This window comes from Pseudomonas sp. AC193 (assembly GCF_979258075.1).
The window spans coordinates 1691215-1714034 of sequence record NZ_OZ409832.1; the positions used below are offsets into that span (position 1 = coordinate 1691215).

19 protein-coding genes and 1 pseudogene are annotated in these 22820 nt (G+C 60.4%); 8 read left to right on the forward strand and 12 right to left on the reverse strand.

From position 1 onward, the window contains the following. Positions 1-61: 61 nt before the first annotated feature. Together ACZZ0D_RS07815 and ACZZ0D_RS07820 are read left to right on the forward strand one after the other, a co-directional pair. A pseudogene (locus tag ACZZ0D_RS07815) lies at positions 62-1347 on the forward strand (Zn-dependent hydrolase). A gap of 135 nt (positions 1348-1482) precedes the next feature. Next, positions 1483-2409, forward strand: coding sequence for a DHH family phosphoesterase (locus ACZZ0D_RS07820; RefSeq protein ID WP_463552847.1), 927 nt, complete (start codon positions 1483-1485; stop codon positions 2407-2409). Between the two features lie 136 nt (positions 2410-2545). Here the strand turns inward: ACZZ0D_RS07820 and ACZZ0D_RS07825 are convergent, their stop codons facing one another. From ACZZ0D_RS07825 to ACZZ0D_RS07865, 9 genes are all read right to left on the reverse strand, one after another. Continuing rightward, on the reverse strand, positions 2546-2743 hold the full coding sequence (locus ACZZ0D_RS07825; protein WP_463552848.1) for a hypothetical protein: 198 nt from the start codon (positions 2741-2743) through the stop codon (positions 2546-2548). A 205-nt stretch (positions 2744-2948) separates the two neighbouring features. Then, positions 2949-4337: an amidohydrolase family protein gene (locus ACZZ0D_RS07830; RefSeq protein WP_463552849.1), complete on the reverse strand. Its 1389-nt coding sequence runs from the start codon at positions 4335-4337 to the stop codon at positions 2949-2951. Between the two features lie 13 nt (positions 4338-4350). Next, the gene (locus ACZZ0D_RS07835; protein WP_159814670.1) at positions 4351-5718 is read right to left on the reverse strand and encodes a nucleobase:cation symporter-2 family protein; all 1368 of its coding nucleotides are present in this window, start codon (positions 5716-5718) and stop codon (positions 4351-4353) included. A gap of 228 nt (positions 5719-5946) precedes the next feature. Further along, positions 5947-7008: a CobW family GTP-binding protein gene (locus tag ACZZ0D_RS07840; protein ID WP_282358471.1), complete on the reverse strand. Its 1062-nt coding sequence runs from the start codon at positions 7006-7008 to the stop codon at positions 5947-5949. Between the two features lie 146 nt (positions 7009-7154). Then, complete coding sequence (locus tag ACZZ0D_RS07845; RefSeq protein WP_463554771.1) at positions 7155-7784, reverse strand: UbiX family flavin prenyltransferase; 630 nt, start codon at positions 7782-7784, stop codon at positions 7155-7157. 11 nt (positions 7785-7795) lie between these two features. Then, the gene (locus tag ACZZ0D_RS07850; protein ID WP_463552850.1) at positions 7796-9181 is read right to left on the reverse strand and encodes a UbiD family decarboxylase; all 1386 of its coding nucleotides are present in this window, start codon (positions 9179-9181) and stop codon (positions 7796-7798) included. A 316-nt stretch (positions 9182-9497) separates the two neighbouring features. Further along, positions 9498-10403 carry an amidohydrolase family protein gene (locus ACZZ0D_RS07855; protein ID WP_008081961.1) on the reverse strand — a complete coding sequence of 302 codons (906 nt, stop codon included), beginning with the start codon at positions 10401-10403 and terminating at the stop codon, positions 9498-9500. 4 nt (positions 10404-10407) lie between these two features. Continuing rightward, positions 10408-11337, reverse strand: a complete 930-nt coding sequence (locus ACZZ0D_RS07860) for an amidohydrolase family protein (protein WP_463552851.1) — start codon at positions 11335-11337, stop codon at positions 10408-10410. Between the two features lie 389 nt (positions 11338-11726). Beyond that, positions 11727-12617 carry a LysR substrate-binding domain-containing protein gene (locus tag ACZZ0D_RS07865; protein WP_463552852.1) on the reverse strand — a complete coding sequence of 297 codons (891 nt, stop codon included), beginning with the start codon at positions 12615-12617 and terminating at the stop codon, positions 11727-11729. Positions 12618-12735: 118 nt separating this feature from the next. Between ACZZ0D_RS07865 and ACZZ0D_RS07870 the strand changes: the two genes are divergently transcribed. The 6 genes from ACZZ0D_RS07870 (at position 12736) to ACZZ0D_RS07895 (ending at position 19400) form a co-directional block, all read left to right on the forward strand. Next, positions 12736-13200, forward strand: coding sequence for a (2Fe-2S)-binding protein (locus ACZZ0D_RS07870; RefSeq protein WP_159815707.1), 465 nt, complete (start codon positions 12736-12738; stop codon positions 13198-13200). Next, the gene (locus ACZZ0D_RS07875; protein ID WP_463552853.1) at positions 13200-15413 is read left to right on the forward strand and encodes a xanthine dehydrogenase family protein molybdopterin-binding subunit; all 2214 of its coding nucleotides are present in this window, start codon (positions 13200-13202) and stop codon (positions 15411-15413) included. Before ACZZ0D_RS07870 ends, ACZZ0D_RS07875 begins: the two co-directional genes overlap by 1 nt. 6 nt (positions 15414-15419) lie before the next feature. Further along, complete coding sequence (locus tag ACZZ0D_RS07880; RefSeq protein WP_053121372.1) at positions 15420-16313, forward strand: LysR substrate-binding domain-containing protein; 894 nt, start codon at positions 15420-15422, stop codon at positions 16311-16313. A 168-nt stretch (positions 16314-16481) separates the two neighbouring features. Continuing rightward, positions 16482-17972 carry a helix-turn-helix transcriptional regulator gene (locus ACZZ0D_RS07885; RefSeq protein WP_053121370.1) on the forward strand — a complete coding sequence of 497 codons (1491 nt, stop codon included), beginning with the start codon at positions 16482-16484 and terminating at the stop codon, positions 17970-17972. Positions 17973-18107: 135 nt separating this feature from the next. Further along, positions 18108-18365: a DUF1652 domain-containing protein gene (locus ACZZ0D_RS07890; protein ID WP_053121368.1), complete on the forward strand. Its 258-nt coding sequence runs from the start codon at positions 18108-18110 to the stop codon at positions 18363-18365. Between the two features lie 825 nt (positions 18366-19190). Beyond that, positions 19191-19400: a hypothetical protein gene (locus ACZZ0D_RS07895; RefSeq protein WP_053121366.1), complete on the forward strand. Its 210-nt coding sequence runs from the start codon at positions 19191-19193 to the stop codon at positions 19398-19400. A gap of 131 nt (positions 19401-19531) precedes the next feature. Here ACZZ0D_RS07895 and ACZZ0D_RS07900 read toward each other — a convergent pair whose 3' ends face one another. From ACZZ0D_RS07900 to ACZZ0D_RS07910, 3 genes are all read right to left on the reverse strand, one after another. Beyond that, on the reverse strand, positions 19532-20299 hold the full coding sequence (locus ACZZ0D_RS07900; RefSeq protein WP_007911074.1) for an SDR family oxidoreductase: 768 nt from the start codon (positions 20297-20299) through the stop codon (positions 19532-19534). Positions 20300-20321: 22 nt separating this feature from the next. After that, positions 20322-21389 carry a phosphotransferase family protein gene (locus tag ACZZ0D_RS07905; protein ID WP_463552854.1) on the reverse strand — a complete coding sequence of 356 codons (1068 nt, stop codon included), beginning with the start codon at positions 21387-21389 and terminating at the stop codon, positions 20322-20324. A 351-nt stretch (positions 21390-21740) separates the two neighbouring features. After that, positions 21741-22709 (reverse strand): 2-hydroxyacid dehydrogenase, encoded by a 969-nt coding sequence (locus ACZZ0D_RS07910; protein ID WP_463552855.1) that lies wholly within the window; start codon positions 22707-22709, stop codon positions 21741-21743. Positions 22710-22820: the final 111 nt, after the last annotated feature.

The following is a 22820-nucleotide window of genomic DNA, read 5'->3' on the forward strand; positions in this document are numbered from 1 at the left end:
GAAGGCGGCCTGACAGACACCCCAGCAATATCCATAAGAAAAGCAGCCTGAGGAGATCCCCATGAATGCAGCCGTAGACGTTCTGCAATCGACCCATCAGCACATCAACCGCGATCGCCTCTGGGCCTCGCTCATGGAGCTGGCCAAGCTCGGCGCCACAGTTAAGGGAGGGGTCTGTCGCCTGGCCCTGACCGACCTCGACCGCCAGGCCCGCGACCTGTTCGTGCAATGGTGCAAGGACGCCGGGTGCAGCGTCACGGTCGATGCCGTCGGCAACATCTTTGCCCGCCGGCCGGGGCGCAATCCCGACCTGCCGCCAGTGATGACCGGCAGCCACATCGACACGCAACCCACCGGTGGCAAGTTCGACGGCTGCTTCGGTGTGCTCGCTGGCGTCGAGGTTCTGCGCACACTCAACGACCTCGGCGTGGAAACCGAAGCGCCGCTGGAAGTGGTGGTCTGGACACGAACGAAGAAGGCTCACGCTTCGCGCCATGCATGATGGGCTCCGGCGTGTTCGCCGAAAAATTCACCCTCGAAGAAACGCTGGCCAAGGTCGATGCCGAGGGCATCACGGTCGGCGAAGCACTCAATGCGATCGGCTACGCCGGCCCGCGCAAAGTCAGCGGGCACAAGGTCGGCGCCTATTTCGAAGCTCACATCGAACAAGGCCCGATCCTTGAAGACGAACAGAAAACCATCGGCGTGGTGCTCGGTGCGCTGGGGCAGAAGTGGTTCGATCTGAAACTGCGCGGCGTCGAGGCCCACGCCGGCCCAACACCGATGCACCTGCGCAAAGATGCACTGGTCGGCGCCTCGGTCATCGTCGGCGCCGTCAATCGCGCCGCCCTCGGCCATCAACCGCACGCCTGCGGCACGGTCGGCTGCCTGCAAGCCTATCCCGGCTCGCGCAACGTCATCCCCGGCGAAGTGCGCATGACCCTCGATTTCCGGCATCTGGAACCGGCGCGGCTGAATTCGATGATTGCTGAAGTGAAGCAGGTCATCGAAGCGGCTTGTGAGGAACATGGCCTGACTTATGAACTGACCCCCACCGCCGACTTCCCGCCGCTGTATTTCGAAAAAGGCTGCGTGGAAGCGGTGCGCGGCGCGGCGAAAGGCTTGGGGTTGTCGCACATGGACATCGTCAGCGGCGCTGGCCACGACGCAATCTTCCTCGCCGAACTTGGGCCAGCGGGGATGATTTTCGTGCCGTGTGAAGGCGGGATCAGCCACAACGAAATCGAGAATGCCGCGCCGGATGATCTGGCGGCTGGGTGTGCGGTGTTGTTGCGGGCGATGCTCGCGGCTTCGGCGGCGGTGGCTGGGGGACAACGCGCGGCTTGAAGATCAAAAGATCGCAGCCTTCGGCAGCTCCTACATGGGATTTGTGTTCATCTCTGTAGGAGCTGTCGAGTGAAACGAGGCTGCGATCTTTTTGCTGACACGCAAATGTCATGAAAATGTGCGACGTTGCCGCCCATGAAAATCATCACCTCCGGCGCGTCCTATCTGGACATCGACGCCTACGCCTGCTGCATCGCCTACGCCGAATTACTCAATCTGCAGGGCATCCCCGCCCGCGTCGTCAGCAGCGCAAAACCCAACGCCAGCGTCTCGAAAACCGTGCTTGCTTGGGGTCGCGCTTTTCAAACGCATGAACCATCGCTGACTGACGAATTCATCTTGGTCGACGTATCCGACTATCACCATTTCGATCCATTGGTCGTGCTCGATCAGGTCGTGGAAGTCATCGACCATCATCCAGGTTACGAAGATTACTGGGCAAAGAAACTCGGTTCAGCCGCCGACATCCGCCCGATCGGCGCTGCGGCAACTCAGGTCTTTCAGCGTTGGCAGACCTCAGACTTGCTAGCAAAAATCAGCGAACAAAGCGCCGCACTGTTGGCCACCGCGATCCTCGACAACACCCTGAACTTCACCAGCCAGATGACCACCGCAGCGGACATCGACGCCTACGCCGAACTCGCGTTTCGGGCGAAACTCGCGACCGACTGGCCCGAGAAATACTTCCTCGAATGCCAGGCCAGCATCGAATCAGACCTTGCCAATGCCTTGGCAGCCGACCTGAAACGACTGAAACCCGAAAGTAATCTGCCGCAAGTCTTCGCACAAATGACCGTGTGGGATGCCGATGCGTTGCTGCAAAAGCATCGGCCAGCGATCAGCCAATGGATGGCGGAGCAGGGCGATGACTGGATGCTGAATGTCATCAGCATCCGCGACCGGAAAAGTTGCTTGCTGGTTGAACCCGAACTCAGTCAACAAAAGCTGAATAGGCTGATGCAGTTTGGATGGTGCTCTGGAATGGCTGTTGTCGAGCCATCGATGTTACGCAAAGAACTGCTGAAGCTGAGCCTTTCAGTGGCCCCCTGTAGCAAATCCTGAAAACGCATATGGAATTTGTAGGAGTGAGCCTGCTCGCGATAACGGGCTGTCAGACAATGCAATATTGTCTGATGTACCGCCATCGCGAGCAGGCTCACTCCTACAAGTCATTCATGCGTGCAGTTGGGTTACGCGATTAATCCAGGGTGAGGTTTTTTGTTCGGCGATCATTGCCCTGCGGATTGCCAACATCCAGCAACCGCCTCTCCACCAACACATTCTCCAGCGCCTGACGCTCGAACGGCGCCATTTGGTGTTCGCGCTTTTTCAGCTCCAGCAAAATGGGGCTGGACCAGGTGCGGTAGGTCTGTTCGATCGTGCCACGCGACGCCATCAGTCTCTCCTTGATCAAGAGCCCATGGGCTCAGTCCGATGAGGGAGTAACGTTAGACGACAAACCCGGAAGGCGCGAATGCACCGCAATCCCCTGTAGGAGTGAGCCTGCTCGCGATAGCGGTCTGTCAGCCACATTAACTCTGACTGATACACCGCTATCGCGAGCAGGCTCACTCCTACAAGGGGTTTGTGGTGGGTTTTGGTCAGTCGTCAACGTTCATCAGTTGTTGCACGCCTTCCCACGCTTCGGCGCGCATGCGTTCGATGTCCAGGCCGGGGATTACGCCGTTGTCGACCACAATCCTGCCGCCGACCAGGCTGTATTTCACCGTGATCGGTTCGCCCGCAACCACCGGCGCGACGGCGCTGTCGTGGAAGCCGTAGAACCGTGGGTGGTCGAGGCTGTAGACGACCAAATCCGCCGCTTGCCCGACTTCCAAAGTGCCAACCGCGCCGAGCCCCAACACCTGTGCGCCACCCGCCGTGCCCCAGTGAATGACGTCTTCAGCGGTGGTCGCCGAGGCGCCTTGTTCGGCGCGGTGGATCAGCCACGCGGTGTTGGCCTCGCCGACCATGCTTCCGGATTCATTCGACGCTACGCCATCCACGCCCAGGGAAATCGGCACACCTGCCTCGTACATCTGCGGCACTGGCGCGACGCCGCTGCCCAGCCGCGCATTGCTCACCGGGCAGTGGGAGATGCCGGTGCCGGTCTGCGCGAGCATGCGGATTTCGCCCGGTTGCAGGTGTACGGCGTGGGCGAACCAAACGTCGGGGCCGAGCCATTCGTGTTCGGCGACGAATTCCACCGGCAGGCAGTTGTATTTTTCACGGCAGAAATTCACGTAGTTCTGCGTTTCCGACAAATGTGTGTGCAGACGCAAACCGAGGCCGCGTGCGGTGTGGGCGAGTTCACGCAGCAGCGTCGGCGGCAGCGAGAACGTTGGCGTGGTTGGCGCGACAACCACGCGGCGCATCGCGTCTGGAGTGTCCTGGTGATACAGCGATTTCAGCCGCTCGATATCGCCGACCATTTGCTCGAGGCTTTCCGGTTGCAGCGCGGTTTTCGAGAAGCCCGGATGTGCGCTCGCCGATTCCAGCGCGCCGCCACGGCACAGCACAAAGCGCAGGCCAAATTCATCGGCCATGTCGAACAGCAAGTCGCCGGTCTCGGTGCTGCCGTGAGCGTGGTAGAGGTAGTGGTGATCGGCGCAGGTGGTGACGCCGGACAGCAGCAATTCGACCATGCCTAGCCGTGCAGCAATCCGCGCCAGTTGCGGGGTAAAGCGGTTGAGGCGCGGGTAGGGCACGCTGGCCAGCCAGCCTTGCAGATCCTGATTGAGACCTGCGGGCACGGCTTTGAGCAGGTTCTGGAACAGGTGATGGTGGGTGTTGATCCAGCCCGGATAGATCACGCAGTTGCGCGCGTCGATCAGCCGTTCGCCGGGTTGTGGTTCAAGGTTCGCGGCCATTTCGGCGATGCGACCGTTGACCACGCGGATGTCCACGGCCCCGGCCCGCGCGCGAGGGCCGCGCAGGCCGGTCATCACCGCGACCGGGTTTTTGATCAGGATGTTCTGAAGTTGAGTCATGGGCAGCTCCAAACTAAAGGATGTGCGAGGCGGATTTACTGGCGGTGGTTTCCGGCACGCTGACGCCATTCAGCGCGGCGTTGAGCAGCACCGACACCAGGCAAGCGATAACCACGCTGCTGTGCAGGAACGGCTGCGACCACTCGGGGAGTTGTTTGAACAAGGTGGGGGCGAGCACCGGCACCAGCGCGGCGGCGATGGTGAAACCGACGATCAGCACGTTGTAGCGATTGCGCTCGTAATCGACTTTGGCGAGGGTCTGAATGCCCGCCGCCGCGACCACGCCGAACATCGCAATGCCAGCGCCACCGAGGGCGGCGGTCGGCATCGAAGCGATGATCGCGCCGGCCTTCGGCACCAAGGCAATCGAGCACATCAGCAAGCCGCTGACCGCGACCACCCAACGGCTGCGCACGCCGGTGAGGATCACCAGGCCGACGTTTTCCATGAAGGCGATGAAGGGAAACGCGGCGAACATCCCGGCGATGGTGCTGGCCAAACCATTAGCGCGCAGACCGTTGATGACCTGTTTGTCCTCGACCGGTTTTTCGACAATGTCGCCGATGGCCACGAACAGCCCCATTGACTCGACCATCTGCACGATCATCACCACCACCATGGTCGCGATGGGGATCAGGCTGAAGGTCGGCAGGCCGAAATAGAACGGGTAGGGCACGGTCAGCCACGGTGCATCTTCGACGCTGTGAAAACTGCCCATGCCCAGACCGTAGGCCAGACCGGCGCCAACCAGCATCCCGATCAACACCGCCATGTTGCGCAGCATCGGGCTGCCATAACGGTTGACCAACAGGATCGTCAGCAACACCACCACCGCCACACCGAGGAACGCCGGCGCGCCGAAGTTGCTCGCGTTGCGCCCGCCGCCAACCCATTCATAGGCAATCGGGAACAGCTGTAAACCGATCACGGTGACGATGCAACCGGTGACCACGGGCGGAAAAAACCGCCGTAATCGACCGACGAAGGGCGCCATCAGCATGGTAAAAATCCCCGCGCCGATCACCGCCCCGCAGACCCCGGCGAACCCCACCTCCGGGTTGCTGCCGATGGCGATCACCGGGCCAACGCTGCTGAAAGCCACGCCTTGCAGAATCGGCAGGCGCACGCCGAATTTCCAGAAGCCGACGGTTTGCAGAAGGGTGGCGATGCCGGAACAGAACAGCGTGGTACTGATCAACACCACCGTGTCGGCGTGAGACATTTTCAGGGCACTGGCGACAATCAACGGCACGGCGATGGCGCCGATGTACGAGACGGCCATGTGTTGCAGGCCGAGGGTGAGCATCTGTCGCACCGGCAAAACGCGGTCGACGGGGTGCACGGTGGATGCGGTTTTTGATGGGGATGTGGCTGACGACATGGGGAAACACCTCTGGCTGTTTTTATGCGGTAGAGAGGGGTATTCGTCTGATGCCGTCTGCAGATCCCCTGTAGGAGTGAGCCTGCTCGCGATAGCGGTGAATCAGTCACCATGATTGCTCAATGACACACCGCTATCGCGAGCAGGCTCACTCCTACAGGTTTTGTGGCATCAGTCATTCGTACACATGTGCCCGAAGCCGCCATCCACCGGCTCCGATGCCTTGTTTCAGCCTGCCAGGCAGGCGGCGAAGCCTTGGTTCAGGGCCGCGCGATCCAGGTCGCGGCCGATGAACACGATCTTGCTCGAGCGGGGCTCCGTGCCCCACGCGGTCGAGGCGCGAAATTCCACCAGGCTGTGCACGCCTTGCAGCACGTAGCGCTGGTCTTCATTGGCCACGGCGAGCACACCTTTCATGCGATAGAGGTTGTCGGCCTGGGAGGAGCGCAGCTCGCTGATCCAGCGATGGAACGCCATCAGGTTGACCGCGCCGTCCACAGCGATGCCCACCGATGACACGCTTGGGTCATGTTGGTGATCCTGCTCTTCAATAGAGTGCTCAGCGTGATGCTCATGGTCGTGGTGATCGTGATCGTGCTGATCCGCGCCGATTTCCATCAGCTTCTGCGTGCATTCAAACGCGCCGATGCCGAGGATCTTCGTCAGATCGATTTGCGCGTGGGTCGAGGTCACCAGATCTGCCGTGGCATTCAAGCCACGGATCTTGCCGCGCAAGGTTTCCACTTCTTCAGCGCTGACCAGATCGACCTTGTTGATGACAATCCGATCGGCGCAAACAATCTGATCCACTGCCTGATTGTCGACGCCGTCGAGTTGCAGATCCTCCAGGTGCTGGGCGATGTGCTTGGCGTCGACCATGGTCACGATGGCGTCGAGTTCGACTTCATCGGCGATCGGGTCATTGATGAAAAAGCTCTGCGCCACCGGGTACGGATCGGCCAGGCCGCTGGTCTCGATAAGTATGTGGTCAAGCCGCACCGGACGCGCGACCAGTTCGCGGACGATGCGCACCAAGTCCTCGCGAACTTCGGCGGTGCAGCACACGCAGCCGTTGACCATCTCGTAGATTTCTTCGGTCTCGGAGCTGAGGACGAGGTCGCCGTCGATACCGACTTCACCGAATTCGTTTTCGATCACGGCGATTTTGCGGCCGTGGTTTTCTTTGAGGATGTAGTTGAGCAAGGTGGTTTTACCGGCACCGAGGAAACCGGTGAGGATGGTCACGGGGATTTTGGTGTTGCGGGTTGGGGCGTTGAATGGGGTGTTCATGGTGAGGCTCCTTTGATTGACCGGTGCACACTGAATTCGGGGTGATGCTGCTTTTCTGTGTAAACCCTGTGGCGAGGGGATTTATCCCCGTTGGGTCGCGAAGCGGCCCCAAAACCTGCAATCGCGCTGTGTCAGGAAAACCTCATTCACAGGTTTTGCGACTGCTTCGCAGCCGAGCGGGGATAAATCCCCTCGCCACAGTTATTGATTTCCACAGTTGGATCCGGGTGTTCTTGCCAGCGGCTGGCAACGCCCGCATCGAGGCCGAACAGGTCGAGCACGCGGCCGAGGCTGTGGTCGACCATTTGCGCGAGGTTTTCCGGGCGGGCGTAGAACGCGGGCACCGGCGGGGCGATGATTCCGCCCATCTCGGTGACGGCGGTCATGTTGCGCAGGTGGGCGAGGGTCAGCGGGGTTTCGCGGGCCATCAACACCAGCGTGCGGCGCTCCTTGAGCGTGACGTCGGCAGCACGGCCGATCAGCCCCGATGAGGTGCCAGTGGCAATCTCCGCCAGCGTCCTCATCGAGCACGGCGCAACCACCATGCCGAGGCAGCGAAACGAACCGCTGGCAATCCCGGCGGCGACGTCATCGGCGCGGTGGTAATGACTGGCCAGCGCAGTGACGTCGGCGAGTTTGTAGTCGGTCTCGTGGGCCATGGTCAGCAGCGCAGCGCGACTGATGATCAGGTGGCTTTCGATGTCCAGTTCAGCGAGCAATTGCAGCAAGCGCACGCCGTAGATGAAGCCGGACGCGCCGCTGATGCCGACGACCATCCGTTGCCGGTTCACGATTCCAGTCCTTTGAGCAAAACCCGCGCGCGTTCGAGTACATCCTGATCCAGCTGCGCCTTGATCCCGTCAAACCCGGAACCGCGAGTCGCATCCAGGCCCATCCGCGAAGTAGTGCCGTTGACCGACGACGAAGGATCGAGCGGACTACCGGGCAAACCATCGATGGTGAAAATATCCAGATGCGGCTGAAAGTGTGTGGCCAGTGCCCACAGCACCTGGCTGTCATCGCTGATGTCGATATCGCTGTCCACCGCGATCACCGTTTTCAGGTACGGATCCCAGCCGAGCAGGGCCAACATGATCTGCCGCGCCTCGCCGTCGCGGCTCTGATCCAGCGCCACGTAGCAGTGAAAATGCGTGCCGGAATTCGGGTAATGCACGGCGGTGACGGCGGGGAAACGTGCCTTGAGTTTTTCGCTCATCTCCGCTTCGCGCGGCAGGCGGGCGAGGGTCAAATGCTCGGCGTAGCGGCCACCCATAACGTCGACCAGCCAGGCGTCCTTGCGCTTTAACAGGGTGTCGACACGCAGCACATTGTTGGTCGAGCGATCCGAGGAATAACCGCTGAATTCACCGAACGGGCCTTCCTCGGCATAGGCCGCCGGGTCAATCGCGCCTTCCAGAACAAACTCGGCATACGCCGGTACACCGATGCCGTAGCGCGGGGTTTTCACTAACTCCAGCGGCGCACCAAACAGCCCGCCAGCGACGGCGCGTTCATCGGCGCCATAGGGCAAGCGTGCAGCGGCGGCGAGCATGAACAGTGGGTGCGCACCGACCACCATGGCCACACGCAATTCTTCGCCACGTTCGCGCGCGGTTTGCAGCATCCGCCACAAATGACCGCGTGAATGCAGGCTGGTGGCGAGGGCCTGGCGGGCGTGGCGCATCGAGCGGTGATAGCTCATGTTGGCGATGCCGGTCAGCGGGTCTTCGGCAACGATGATTGCGTTGGTGATGTACGGGCCGCGGTCGCTGTCGAAATGCTTGAGCATCGGCAGCAGCGCCAGATCCAGCGCTTCGCCTTCGAAGACTTCATCGAGGATCGGGCCGTTTTCTACATAGCGCGGGGCGATGGGTTGGTTGGCGCGGGTTTGAAAGGTTTCGTGCAGTTGCGCCGGGGTGACGCCGAACAGCCGGGCGATGCGGGTTCGGGAGGCGAACAGATTGGTCGCCACCGGCACGCCGAGGTGGCCGACGTTTTCGCAGATCAGCAGCGGATCGCGGCCCTGGGCGGCGAGGGCATCGACCAGGGCGGTGACGTCCTGATCGGCAGAAATCGGTTGAGTGACGGTCAGCACATCGTCCGGGTACTCACGGCGATAGGCGTCGATGAAAACGTGAAAGTCCTGAGAATCGCCGAGCGTCGAACGGGTCATGGTCTCACCTCGTAAAAAGCAGGCACGCAGGGGTGAGAGGGCGTTCGCGCGGCCAGCCGTTGGCCTGCCGGTCGAACGAACGCCGGGTCATCTTCGTGCCTGTAAAGTCGCTGTGTGCTCTGTGCACAGATCCCTTGTGGCGAGGGCCTTCGTGGCGAGGGGATTTATCCCCGTTGGGCTGCGAAGCGGCCCCAAATCCTGCCACCGCGCTGCATCAGGCAGACCGCGGTTGCCGGTTTTACGACTGCTTCGCAGCCGAACGGGGATAAATCCCCTCACCACAGGAAACTCCATTCCCACATTGGGTTGTGTGTATCTACAAGTACGTCGTGGTCAGGCGTATGTCGGCCTCGGCCAGATCCTTCGGCGGTGGCGTCGGTTCGATCCCGCACAACCTTGCAATGTTGTTGCCCAGGTAGTCTTCGAGATGATCCTCGTCAATTCCCAAGCCCTGCGGCGCCGGCGAGCACAACACCTCCAGTTCCCGCAGCCACATTCCCGGCTCATTCGGCGGCGAATCGGTGCCGAACACGATCTTGTTGCGCGGCAGTTCCTTGGCGAATTCGACGATCCGCGACTGGAAGCACCAGCCCGATTCGCAGTACACGTTCGGCGTGTCCATCGCCATCCAGAACGCTTCGAACGAGTAGTTGCCGCCGGTCTGGATACCGAAGTGGCCGATGATGAAATTGACCATCGGGAACTCGCGGATGATCGGGTAGAACATCGTCGGAATCGTGTACGGGCCGTCGCCGGTGTGGATCAGCACGACGATGTTGTACTTGGCGCAGACCTTCATCGCCGGACGCAGCCAGTCGAGTGCGCGATCCGGGCGATAGCCGTGCATGTTGGCGTGCAGCTTGAGCATCTTGAAACCGTATTCCTTGATGTGGAATTCCAGCTCCGCCGCACCGTTTTCCGGTCCCCAGCGCGGGTTGAAGTTGAAGTTGCCGATGAAGCGATCCGGGTACTTCATGCACAGTTCGGCGATGTACGACATGTAGTCGCGCACGCCTTCGCGGCCCCGGCGGTTGCCGTCGCGATAACCGGTGTTGCCCGGTGGCGGCTGGATGAAACCCATGTCGATGCGGCGTGGTTTGCCGTTGATCATGTACGGGCCGTCCATAAGCTTGAGCATGCGCTCGCCGGTGAACGGTTCGCCGGTGTGGCGCCAGGCCTCGTCGACCAGATTCGTTGGGTGCAGATGGGTGTCGATGATCATCGGTTCAGCTCCTGGCCAGTTGAGTGGAGACGGGGCGCTTGAGTTGCGCCTCTGCTTCGGAAACGGAACGTGGTGGCGGGGTTGGCTCAAGGCCGATCATCCGCGCGGTGTTGTTGCCCAAGTAGTCTTCGAGGGTGTCCTCGTCGAGGTTCAGGCCTTGCGGCGGTTCGTGGCAGAGCACTTCGAGCAGGCGCAGCCACATGCCCGGTTCGTTCGGCGGTGTGTCGGTGCCGAAGAGGATCTTGTGCGTCGGCAAGACCTTGGCGAATTCGACGATCCGCGATTGCAGGCACCAGCCGGATTCGCAGTAGACGTTGGGCAATTCCATCGCCCATTGCATCGGTTCGAACACGTAGACGCCACCGGTCTGCACGCCGAAGTGGGCCATGATGAAATTGACGTTGGGGAATTCCTTGATCATCGGCACCCATTCCGACGGGATGCTGTAAGGGCCGTCGCCGGTGTGCAGCTTGACCGGAATGCCCAGCTCGGCGCACTTCTCGAAGCATGGGCGCACCCAGTCGAGTGCGCGGTCAGGACGGTAGGCGTGCATGTTGGCCTGCATCTGCACCATGCCGAAACCGTGTTCCTTGACGTAGCGCTCGATCGCCTCGACGCCGTTTTCCACGCCGCAGCGCGGGTTGTAAACGAAGCAGCCGATGAAACGATCCGGGTAGGTCTGCACCATTTTCAGGGTGTAGGCCATGTAGGCGTCGATGGATTCGCGGCCGGTCAGGTCGCCGTCGGTCCAGGTGTAAATCGTGTTGCCTTGCGGCGGCTGGATGAAGGCTTTGTCAATGCGGCGAGGCTTGCCGTTGACCATGTACGGGCCATCCATCATCTCCAGCAGACGCTCGCCGGTGAACGGGTCACCGTCATGCCTCCAGGCGAGGTCCACCAGATCGGTGGGATAGCAGCTGATATCGATGATCATTGCAGTCGATCTCCTGATAGCGGGGAAGGGAGCCTTGCGGCTCTCGGCATCCACGTCCCGGGCAATCGGCCGTTTCTATGCGCAAGACTCGCGCATTCCCTCGCCTGTTCGCATCCGGCCCGGGTGGGTGGCTGCTGAGGGCGAGTATTGGAAAGGGGGAGGGGTTCGTACAATATTAATTGGGCGGGGTGGTGATATGCGTTCGATATGGGCCTTTTAGCAAAATCAAAAGATCGCAGCCTTCGGCAGCTCCTACGGGGATCGGTGTAGGAGCTGCCGCAGGCTGCGATCTTTTGATCTTCGGTAATTGTGCTCGCCTCTTCGCGAGCAGGCTCGCTCCCACAGGGGAGCGCATTCCAATTGTAGGAGTGAGCCTGCTCGCGATAGCGTCAAAATTGTGTACGCAAAGCCAACAGTTTGATCGCCTCAACCACCGGCGCCACACGCTCCGCCTGCCCATGCGGCCACACCGCGTAAAGGTTGTAATGCGCCGCAATCTGCGCCTCGTTCAACGCCACCAACCGCCCACTGCGCAACGCATCAGCCGCGAGCAATCCACGCACCAGCCCCGCACCAACGCCCGCTTCGGCAGCGGCGATCAGGTTGGCCGCATTATCAAAAATCACCCGTGCCGGCGGTTCGGTCGGCGTCATTCCGGCCGCATCCAGCCACGGAATCCACGACCTTCGCGTATAGCCCAACAACGGCAACTCCAAAATCTGCGCCGGGGTCAACGGCACCTGTAACCCATAGCGTTCCAGCAAATCCGGCGAAGCCACTGCCAGCACCCGATCGCAACAAATCTGCGTCATCTCGCAGTCGTCCCAATCGCCATAGCCATAGCGCAACGCCAGATCGACCCGCTCAAACGTGCTGCGATCACTGCGCGGCATCGACAGCAACGTCACCTCGTAATCCGGCAGCCCATCGAGCAACTGCGGCAGGCGCGGATTGAGCCAGCTCTGCGCCAGTTCGCTGTCGACATCAAGCGTCAACCGTTGCGCCACGCTGCGGTTCTTAACCGAAGAGATCGCCCGGTCAATCTGCGCCAGACCGTCCGACAACACACTGGCAAACAACTGCCCGGCGTCGGTCAGGTTGCTGCCACCACCCTCACGCACGAACAACGGCTGGCCAATGAAATCTTCCAGCGCACGAATCTGCTGGCTGATCGCGCTGTGGGTCAGATCCAGTTTGCGCGCAGCACTGGAGAAACTGCCGCTGCGCGCGGCGTGGATAAACGCGCTCATGGACTGCACCGACGGGTATCGCTTGTACATGTTGTTAGTCCTGCTTACAGCGGTTGGCAGAAATCGTCGCTGGCCGCGTGTTGCTCAGGGTTCCAATAATCGGTGACCAGGCCCGCACAAAGACGGGCCGCTCTTTTGGAGCCTGACAATGATTGCATTCACGGTTAACGGCGAACGACGCGAGCTGGATGAAGCGTCCTCCTCCATGCCCTTGTTATGGGTCTTGCGTGATCAACTGAAACTCACCGGCACCAAGTTCGGCTGCGGCATGGGCCTGTGCGGTGCCTGCACCGTGCACCTGGACGGCGTCGCGGTGCGTTCCTGCCAATTGCCGGCGGCCGCCGTCGCGGGCCACAGCATCACCACCATCGAAGGTTTGTCGCCGACGGAAAACCATCCGCTGCAACTGGCCTGGGTCGCCGAAGATGTGCCGCAATGCGGCTACTGTCAATCCGGGCAGATCATGTCCGCCGCCGCGCTGCTCAACACCGGTGCGGCGGTGACCGACGATTCGATCCGCAACGCCATGTCCGGAAATATCTGCCGCTGCGGCACTTACGGGCGCATCAATAAAGCGATCAAACGTGCGGCGAATGCGCCGAAGGAGGCCTGATGAGCCTTATCGACGACACCCGCATCGAACTGCCGCGCCGGGTTTTTCTCAAGCAAGCGGCGACCGTCGCTTCCGGACTGGCGATTGCCCTCTATCTGCCCGGCGGCATCGCAGCCACCGATCCAAAAGCCATGGCGCCGGCCAACGAATTTGAGCCGAATGCCTGGGTGCGGATCTTTCCCGACGGCACGGTGAAACTGGTGGTGCACAAGCACGATTCCGGCACCGGCACGCAAACGGCATTGGCCGCGTGCGTGGCGGAAGAGCTGGACGTCAACCCGATGACCGTGCAGGTGATTACCCCGGAAGATCCGTTTTTCGAAACCTACATTCATCCGGTCTGGAAAGTCTTCTCCACGGGCGGCAGCACCAGTGTTTCCCTTGAATACGATCGCTTGCGCATGGCCGGTGCCACGGCGCGGGCGCTGTTGATTACAGCAGCGGCGAAACAGTGGAAAGTCAGCCCCGACAGTTGCACCACCGAGGAAGGTCGCGTCGTTCACACGTCGAGTAAGCGTAGCCTCGGTTATGGCGAACTGGTCGGGGTCGCGGCGAATCTGCCAGCGCCGACCCACGTCACGCTGAAAGACCCGACGCAGTTCAAATACATCGGCAAGCTGCGGCACAAACGCGATGCGGCGGCCAAGGTGTGCGGGCGGTTCAAGTACAGCATCGACGTGCAATTGCCGGACATGCTGGTGGCGGTGATTCAGCGTGCGCCGGTGGTCGGCGCGAAGGTCGTCAGCGTCGATTCAGCGGCGGCTCTGCAAGTGCCGGGCGTACGCAAGGTGCTGGCGATTCCGGGGCGTCCGGATGTGCTCGGCGGCAATCTGGAAGGCGTCGCCGTGTTGGCGGATACGTTCTGGGCCGCGCAGCAGGGCCGCAAAGTACTGGAGATCAAGTGGAGCGATTCACCGCTGGCCGGGTTCGACAGCGAGCAGTTGTTCAGCGCTCAAGCCAAAGCCATCGGCGATCCGCAAGCGCAAACCGTCAAAGCCATGACCCAAGGTGATGTCGCCGGGCAATGGGCGGGCGCGGCGAAGCTGATCGAAGCCGATTACACCATGCCCTACAAGGTGCAAAACCCGCTGGAACCGATCTGCATCACCGCGCAGGTCAAGGACAAGGCGATCACCTATTGGGGCGGCGTGCAGGTGCCGTCGTCGGCACTGGAAGCGGCGCAAACCGTGTGCGGGATCGACAAGGCCAACGTCACCATTCATGAGTTGGTCTCCGGTGGCAGTTTCGGTGCGCGGGAAGCCAAATACTGGTTGTTTGAAGTCGCGTATCTGGCGCAGAAAACCGGCGTGCCGGTGAAACTGCTCAACAGCCGTGAAGATGAAATGCACGCGCTGTTCAATCACCCGGCAACCTTGCATCGGGTCAAAGGCGCGCTGGATGCTCAAGGCAAACTCAGCGCGCTGCAATTGCACGCGGTATCGCCAGCCTCGCCGGAACAGTGGGAGCCGGGCTATTTCGAACGCCCGGACAAGATGGATTACAGCACCACCGAAGCGATCACCGCGTGGGACTTCGCCTACCGTCCGCCGCATCTGGAACTGAACTGGGTCAAGCACGAAAGCGACGTGCCGAGCGGCTGGTATCGCTCGGTGAGTTTTATTCCCAACGTGTTTGCTGTGGAAAGTTTCATGGATGAACTGGCCCACGCGGCCGGTGCAGATCCACTGGCGTTCCGCCTGGCCAATATGCAGGAACGGCCACGGCATGTGGCGGTGCTCAAGCAGGCAGCCGAGCGCGCCGGTTGGGGTAAACCATTACCGCCGGGAACCGCGCTGGGCATCGCGACCAATCAGGGTTACACCAGTTTTATCGCGGTGGTCGCGCGCGTCGCGACAGTCGACGGCAAGCCGAAAGTCGAGAAGCTCACTTGCGTGGTCGATTGCGGTTTGGCGGTGTCGCCAGGCGGTGTTGAAGAGCAAATCTACGGCGGTCTGATGTGGGGCTTCGGTCACGCGTTGTTCGATCGGCTCGACATCAAACAGGGCAGGGTGGTGCAGAGCAACTTCCACGACTATCGCGTCACGCGCATGTCCGACATGCCGGCCACTGACATCCTCGTGCTCGACGGTGAGCCGAGCAAACCCGGTGGCGTAGGCGAGTTGGGCAGCCCTTCGGTGGTGCCGGCCATCGCCAATGCCTTGTTCGCGCTGACCGGTGTTCGTCAACGTTCGACGCCACTGAGCCTGGGATAAATCGCCATGGACTTGCGCTTGCTGCGGTACTTCATGGCATTGGCCGATGAGTTGCATTTCGGTCGCGCCGCCGAACGCCTGCACATCTGCCAGCCGCCGCTGAGCCAGCAGATTCGTTTGCTGGAAGAGGAACTGGGCACGCCGCTGTTCGAACGCAGCCATCATCGGGTCGAACTGACGGCGGCGGGGCAGATGCTCAAGGAGCAGGCGCCGCTGGTGTTCGAACAGCTTGAGCGGGCGCTGGATCTGACCCGGCAAACCGGGCGCGGTCAGCTCGGTGAACTGGAAATCGGCATGATCAGTTCGGTGATGGTCGGCGTGCTGCCCAAGGCTTTGCACCTGTTTCGCGAGCGCTATCCGCAGGTCAACTGGCGTCTGCACGAAATGACCCCGGCGGCGCAGGTCAAGGCGTTGAAGGAGAAACGCATTGATGCCTGCGTGTTTCGTGTCGGTTATGACGACCCGCTGTTGCGCAATGAACTGCTGATTTACGAGCCGATTCATGTGGTGATGCCGGCGGATCATCCGTTGGCGCAGCGCGAGGTGCTGGCCCCGGCGGATCTGGCGCAGGAGCCGTTTGTGGCGCTGGAGTTGAAGCAGTCGCGGTTCGCTAATTTTCTCTATCAGTGCTGCATTCAGGCCGGGTTTACCCCGCAGATACGGCAGCAGGTGATTGAGGTGCAGACGTTGCTGAGCTTGGTGCGAGCCGGGTTTGGCGTGGCGCTGTTGCCGGCGTCGATTGAACAGTTGGCGCCGGCGGGGCTGGTGTTTCGACGCCTGACCCCGGCGCTGCCGGAAGTGCCGTTGTATGCAACGTATCGGGCGGATGATGCCTCCCCCGTCCTGAAACTCTTCCTCGACACCCTGCGAGAACTCAACGGCAACCCCCAACCCCTGTAGGAGCTGCCGAAGGCTGCGATCTTTTGATGTTGCTTTTAAAAAACAAAATCAAAAGATCGCAGCCTTCGGCAGCTCCTACAGGGGGACTTGGTGTGTACGAAAAGGGTGGCACGATCAGAGGTGGCTGCGGTCGTACTCTTCACATGGCGCATCACTTGTGGAGATCCAATGAGCCAGGAAGTCCTGACCACCGAAACCAATCGCCGCCAGTTGCAGCAAATCATCGCCGGGTTGTCCGACGGGGTGATTCTGCTGGAGCGGGATCAGAGCATCCTCTGGGCCAACGAGGCCGCGCTGGCCATGCATGGCGTCAGCCGGATCGGTGAGCTGGGCCACAATGCCGCCGAGTACGCGCAGCGTTTCAACCTGCGTTATCGCAACAACCACACGTTGGCGCCCGAGAATTATCCGATCAGCCGCGTGGCCCGCTGCGAGGCGTTCAATGATGTGCTGATCGAAGTGAATGCGGCGGATGACCCGGAACGCGTCTGGGTACACAGCGTGCGCAGCATGATCCTTACCGATCGCGAGGGGCAGCCCGAGTCGCTGGTGTTGATCATGAGCGACGTCACCGACTGGGCCAACGCTGAGCAGCGTTTCGAAAAAACCTTCAATGCCAACCCGGCGCCGGCGGTGATCTGCCGAATCAGCGACTTGCGCTATATCAAGGTCAATCCGGGGTTTCTGGAGATGACCGGCTATACCCGCGAGCAGGTGATCGGCACCTCAGCTTATGAAATCGACATCTACGAGCAGGCAGAAAAACGCGATCTGGCCATTCAGCGCCTGCGCGACGTCGAGACCATTCCGCAGATGCAGGCTGAATTGCGCTTGCCCGATGGCAGCAGCAAACAGGTGATCGTCGCCGGGCAACCGCTGGTGCTCAACGACGAAGATTGCATGCTGTTTTCCTTTGTCGACATGGAGCTGCGGCACAAGGCCGAGGTGGCGCTGCGTCAGAGTGAGGAGCGGTTTGCCAAGGCGTTTCGCCTGACGCCGGTGCCGATTCTGATCTGCACAGCGGAGGAGCAGCGGGTGCTCGACGTCAATCAGGCGTTTCTCGATACCCTGGCTTTTGACGGGGACGATGTGCTCGGTAAAACCGTGACGCAGATTGGTTTTATCGATGACAACGGTGCGCGGTCTCGTCTGCTCGCGGCGCTTGAGAACAATGGCCGAGTGGATCGGGTGGACGTGCGGGTGCGCACCAAGGACGCTGATTTGCTCGAGTGTGCGCTGTCGGCCGACACCGTGAATATTCATGATGTGCCGTGTTATTTGCTGGTGCTGATGGACATCACCGAGCGCAAGCGTACCGAGCTTGAGCTGGTGGCGGCGATTGAAGAGGTGATGAAGGATGCTTCGTGGTTCAGTCGTACGCTGATCGAGAAGCTGGCGAATGTGAAGAAGGTCAATTCGCCGCAATTGCCGAGTGTGTCGTTTACCGATCTGACCGCGCGGGAGCGGGATGTGTTGGGGCTGATTTGTGAGGGACTGGCGGACAAGGAGATCGCCGCGCGGCTGAAGCTGGCGCCGAATACCGTGCGTAATCATGTGGCGACGGTGTATTCCAAGCTGGATGTTCATAGTCGCAGTGAGGCGATTGTCTGGGCGCGCGAGCGCGGGTTGTTTTCGGGGGAATGGCGCGGGCAGCGTTAGGGTGCAAATGCACTAGTTGATCCGGTGCAAATTGAGGTTCTGGTGGGGGCGGGTGGTTCTTAGTCTGGTGGGGTGCGGTGCGTGGCTTTTTTTGCGTGACCGTGTCCCTTCGAAGTAGCTAAAGGAACAGCCTCAATGATGAATCTTGCGCAGTTGCGCGCTCAGCTTGAGCAGAGTTTTTCGCCGCTGGCGTGTGAGTGTCTGGTGGATGGTGATCATTCGCTGACGGTGAAGCTTTATCACCCGGTGTCTGGGCAGGTGGATCTGGTTGTCAGTGGGTTGAAACTGGATGTGTTGCGCACGGCGGAGTCGGTGGCGGGGTTGATTGAAGAATTGCGTTATGAGTTGGAGAGTAATTCTTTGCGCTCGTCTCGAGACCCCGACTTGGCCTGAGCCCGTGTAGGAGCTGCCGAAGGCTGCGATCTTTTGATTATTTGGCTTTGGGGTACATATCCGTTGCTGCGGGGGTTGCTGATTATGGTTTCGCCCTTACGGCGAGTCCCTTTGGCAAACGCCGGAGTGCCGGCCCAGCCCAAAGGAACCAAAGGTCTGTGCCCTGACGTCCGGCCCTCGCTAAGGCTCGGGTTCCTTCGCTCCGGGTTCATCCGGGGGCATCGCCTACGGTTTGCTTCGCTGCACCTCCTCTCGATGCTGTCCCCGTATGAATCCCTCCACTCAGCCTCCCGACGGGCTCTAAGATCAAAATCAAAAGCAGGCGAGCTGACACTCGGCCTATTGAGTGGTGAAGAGCGTGGAGTGTTTGGATTTGGATTTGTGGTGTTTTTGCCCCTCACCCCAGCCCTCTCCCGAGGGAGAGGGGGCCGATTGGTGGGCTTTTCGGGATTTGTGTGCGGCGCGGTATTTCAGGTCGGCGTAACTTGCTCAAACACCTCGGTCAGTCCCCTCTCCCTCTGGGAGAGGGCTAGGGTGAGGGGCTTTCAGAATATACGCGGCAGCCAACCTTGCGCTCATCCTGTGTAGGAGCTGCCGAAGGCTGCGATCTTTTGATCTTGCTGTGGTAGAAGCCAGGCCTGCTCGCGATGGCGCTCTCTCAGGCAATCCAATCGCGATCCCCACCCAAAATCGACAGCTCCATTCCCCCAATCCAGCCATTTCACTGGCGCTTGCACTCACCTCGGCTATAAAGAATGAGTGGTCAGGTCTCTCGTGGTCGGTTGGGTCGCGGGAGTTTGTCGCTCATTTTTCGCGGGTCGTCCTATGAACAGTCTTGGGAAACGCGTGTTGCCGTTGGTTATTTTTGGTGTGTTGGCCGGTTGTGCCAGTCCTCCGCCGCCTCCGCCCGTGGCGCCGCCTCCGCCGCCGGAACGCACTTGTCAGATTCAGGAAAGCACCGAGGTGGTCGGTGACATGTACATCGACGAGCAGGTGACTCGCCACATCACCACCACCCGTTGCGTCACCCAATAGATCCATTGCTTGAAAAAAACTGTAGGAGCTGCCGAAGGCTGCGATCTTTTGATCTTGATCCACGAAAATCAAGAGATCGCAGCCTGCGGCAGCTCCTACAGGGGCAGGATCCGTTCAGGGTTTGAGCGGGATCAGGAGAGGAAACCGCCATCCACGTTCAGCGCAACGCCGGTGGTGTAGCTTGATGCATCACTCGCCAGGTACAGCACCGCACCGGCCATTTCGCTCGGATCGGCCACGCGCTTGAGCGGAATCTGCGTCAGCGCTTGTTTGAGAATCGCGTCGTTCTTCACCAGCGCCGAGGCGAATTTGGTGTCGGTAAGGCCCGGCAGCAGGGCGTTGCAGCGGATGCCGAACTGCGCGCATTCCTTGGCGAAGACCTTGGTCATGTTGATCACCGCAGCCTTGGTCACCGAGTAGATGCCCTGGAAGATCCCCGGCGAAATACCGTTGATCGATGCAACGTTGATGATGCTGCCGCCACCGTTTTCGCGCATCAGTTTGCCGGCTTCAACGGACATGAAGAAGTAGCCACGAATGTTCACGTCGACGGTCTTCTGGAACGCGCCGAGATCGGTGTCGAGCACGTTGCAGAATTGCGGATTGGTCGCGGCGTTGTTGACCAGAATATCGAGGCGACCGAACTGTTCTTTGATGCCGGCGAACACTTGGGCAATCTGCTCCATTTCACCGATGTGGCAGGCCACTGCAGTGGCTTTGCCGCCGGCCGCGATGATCGCGTCGGCAACGTGCTGGCAGCCGTCGAGTTTGCGGCTCGAGACGATGACGTGGGCGCCTTGCTGGGCCAACAGTTTGGCGATGGCTTCGCCGATGCCACGGCTGGCGCCGGAGACGAAAGCGATTTTGCCGTCGAGGTCGAACAACTGAGTCTTGGACATAGGGGTTCCTTGGTGTGGGCCGTCAGAGGCTCGATTTCGCGATGACTTGCAGGCTCATCTGCTCCAGCAGTTTGTTCATGTGAATGAACTGCGCGAAGCGTTTGTCCTGGGTCTGGCCGTGGTAGAAGCGGTAGTAGATCTGCTGCACGATGCCGGCCAGGCGGAACAGGCCGTAGGTGTAGTAGAAGTCGAAATTGTCGATCTGGATGCCCGAGCGTTCGGCGTAGTAATCGACGAACTCGCGACGGGTCAACATGCCCGGTGCGTGGCTCGGCTGGCGGCGCATCAGTTGCACCGGCGCCGGGTCGTCGGCCTGAATCCAATAGGCGAGGGTGTTGCCCAGATCCATCAGCGGATCGCCGAGGGTGGTCAGTTCCCAATCGAGCACGCCGATGATTTGCATCGGATTGTTCGGGTCGAGGATGACGTTGTCGAAGCGGTAGTCGTTATGGACGATGCTCGACGTCGAATGGTCGGCCGGCATCTTGTCGTTGAGCCAGGCTTTCACCGCCTCCCAGTGCGGTGCGTCCGGGGTCAGGGCTTTTTCGTAGCGCTCGCTCCAGCCTTTGATCTGGCGGGCGACGTAGCCTTCCGGTTTGCCCAGATCGGCGAGGCCGCAGGCGTTGTAGTCAACACGGTGCAACTCGACGAAACGGTCGATAAAGCTCTTGCACAGCGCTTCGGTTTTTGCCGAATCGAGGCCCAGTTCCGGCGGCAGTTCCGAGCGCAGGATGATGCCGTTGACCCGTTCCATCACGTAGAACTCGGCGCCGATCACCGACTCATCGGTGCAGTGCACGTAGGCTTTCGGGCAATACGGAAAACCATCGCGCAATTGATTGAGGATGCGGAATTCACGGCCCATGTCGTGGGCGGATTTGGCCTTGTGGCCGAACGGCGGACGGCGCAGGACGAATTCCTGTTCCGGGTATTCCAGCAGGTAGGTCAGGTTCGACGCGCCGCCGGGAAACTGGCTGATCGCAGGCGTGCCGCTCAGGCCCGGAATATGCGCCTTGAGGTACGGATCGATCAGGCTGGCATCAAGTTCTTCGCCAGAGCGGATACGGGTGGACTGGTCAGTAAGCGCCATGCTTATCCCTTCTGCTTATTTTGGAGGCCAGACATCATTGGCTAATCTAATGGCGCGCCCGATTGCTCACAAGCGCGGTGCGGTCTTATAGGTTAGCGTGTTGCCGGATAATCAGCGTTCCGAATAAGCACAAGAGCCCACCGTGTTTCCGGATAATCAGCGTTCCGAATAGGCACAAGAGCCCACCGTGTTTCCGGATAATCAGCGTTCCGAATAGGCACAAGAGCCCACCGTGTAGGAGCTGCCGAAGGCTGCGATCTTTTGATCTTATAAAAGCAAGATCAAAAGATCGCAGCCTTCGGCAGCTCCTACAGGTCATTCAGGTCATTCAGGTCATTCAGGTCAGTCAGATCAGTGCACGCGCTGGTTGTTGAGTTTTGGCGGGAGAGCGATCGGGGTGAGCACCGGTTGCCCGGAGAAAAACGCGACGAGGTTTTTGCCCACCAGTTCGACCGTGCCTTGGGTGGCCTCTGGCGACAGGCCGGCAACGTGAGGCGTGAGCAACACATTGCTGAGGGATTTCAACGCATCCGGCACCTGCGGTTCGTGATCGAACACATCCAGTGCCGCACCGGCAATTTTTCGTTGTTCAAGGGCCGTGATCAGGTCTGCTGTGGCAATCACACTGGCCCGCGCAATGTTGACGATAAAACCTTTCGGCCCCAGTGCATCGAGCACCGCACGCGTCACCATATGCTGAGTGCCAATCCCGCCCGGCGTCGCGATGATCAGAAAGTCCGAAGCTCGCGCCAGTTCGGTTGGCGTCGAGCAAAACGCGTAAGGCACCTCACTGCGCACCTGACGGCTGTGGTAGCTGATTTCCATGTCGAAACCGAAGTGCGCGCGCTTGGCAATCGCCAAACCCACTGCACCCAATCCGAGAATCCCCAAGCGCTTCCCGGCCAGCGACGGCCGCATGATCTTCGGCCATTCACCACGACGTACCGCCGCATCACAACGCGGAATATCACGCACCAATGCCAGCAGCATCGCCATCGCATGGTCGGCCACGGACGAGGCGTTAACCCCGGCGCCATTGGTCACGGTAATCCCGCGATCACTGGCGGCTTGCAGATCAACTTGCTCATAACCGGCCCCGATCACGGTGATGATTTTCAGTGCGGGCAGGGCGGCAATCTCGTCAGCCGTCAGACCCAGCGGGCCACGGGTCAGCACCGCATCGATGCGACTGCCGTGAGTGGCAATAGCCTGCGCGCGTTCGGCGGGCGTCGGCGCGAGGATCAGATGAAAACCCTGATTTTCCAGAATCGGCAAATAGTCGTTGATGGTTTCAACCAGTACCAGAACGGTTGCGGGCATTGCGCGGCTCCTGTGATCGTCGGCGTCGAGGGCATCAAATTATGCTTCAGAGTGCTGATTCCAGAGCGGTTTGGCAATGGTTGAACGTTGCCCCGCATCAGCCAGTGTAGG

Bases quoted from the DNA above. Each gene is read 5' to 3' on its own strand.
- ACZZ0D_RS07905 (WP_463552854.1), bottom strand. From the start codon at position 21,389: ATGGCGCTTACTGACCAGTCCACCCGTATCCGCTCTGGCGAAGAACTT.
- ACZZ0D_RS07895 (WP_053121366.1), top strand. From the start codon at position 19,191: ATGAACAGTCTTGGGAAACGCGTGTTGCCGTTGGTTATTTTTGGTGTG.
- ACZZ0D_RS07830 (WP_463552849.1), bottom strand. From the start codon at position 4,337: ATGACTCAACTTCAGAACATCCTGATCAAAAACCCGGTCGCGGTGATG.
- ACZZ0D_RS07845 (WP_463554771.1), bottom strand. From the start codon at position 7,784: ATGGTCGTCGGCATCAGCGGCGCGTCCGGCTTCATCTACGGCGTGCGC.
- ACZZ0D_RS07860 (WP_463552851.1), bottom strand. From the start codon at position 11,337: ATGATCATCGATATCAGCTGCTATCCCACCGATCTGGTGGACCTCGCC.
- ACZZ0D_RS07820 (WP_463552847.1), top strand. From the start codon at position 1,483: ATGAAAATCATCACCTCCGGCGCGTCCTATCTGGACATCGACGCCTAC.
- ACZZ0D_RS07870 (WP_159815707.1), top strand. From the start codon at position 12,736: ATGATTGCATTCACGGTTAACGGCGAACGACGCGAGCTGGATGAAGCG.
- ACZZ0D_RS07900 (WP_007911074.1), bottom strand. From the start codon at position 20,299: ATGTCCAAGACTCAGTTGTTCGACCTCGACGGCAAAATCGCTTTCGTC.
- ACZZ0D_RS07885 (WP_053121370.1), top strand. From the start codon at position 16,482: ATGAGCCAGGAAGTCCTGACCACCGAAACCAATCGCCGCCAGTTGCAG.
- ACZZ0D_RS07890 (WP_053121368.1), top strand. From the start codon at position 18,108: ATGATGAATCTTGCGCAGTTGCGCGCTCAGCTTGAGCAGAGTTTTTCG.
- ACZZ0D_RS07825 (WP_463552848.1), bottom strand. From the start codon at position 2,743: ATGGCGTCGCGTGGCACGATCGAACAGACCTACCGCACCTGGTCCAGC.
- ACZZ0D_RS07840 (WP_282358471.1), bottom strand. From the start codon at position 7,008: ATGAACACCCCATTCAACGCCCCAACCCGCAACACCAAAATCCCCGTG.
- ACZZ0D_RS07910 (WP_463552855.1), bottom strand. From the start codon at position 22,709: ATGCCCGCAACCGTTCTGGTACTGGTTGAAACCATCAACGACTATTTG.
- ACZZ0D_RS07850 (WP_463552850.1), bottom strand. From the start codon at position 9,181: ATGACCCGTTCGACGCTCGGCGATTCTCAGGACTTTCACGTTTTCATC.
- ACZZ0D_RS07855 (WP_008081961.1), bottom strand. From the start codon at position 10,403: ATGATCATCGACACCCATCTGCACCCAACGAATCTGGTCGACGAGGCC.
- ACZZ0D_RS07835 (WP_159814670.1), bottom strand. From the start codon at position 5,718: ATGTCGTCAGCCACATCCCCATCAAAAACCGCATCCACCGTGCACCCC.
- ACZZ0D_RS07880 (WP_053121372.1), top strand. From the start codon at position 15,420: ATGGACTTGCGCTTGCTGCGGTACTTCATGGCATTGGCCGATGAGTTG.
- ACZZ0D_RS07865 (WP_463552852.1), bottom strand. From the start codon at position 12,617: ATGTACAAGCGATACCCGTCGGTGCAGTCCATGAGCGCGTTTATCCAC.
- ACZZ0D_RS07875 (WP_463552853.1), top strand. From the start codon at position 13,200: ATGAGCCTTATCGACGACACCCGCATCGAACTGCCGCGCCGGGTTTTT.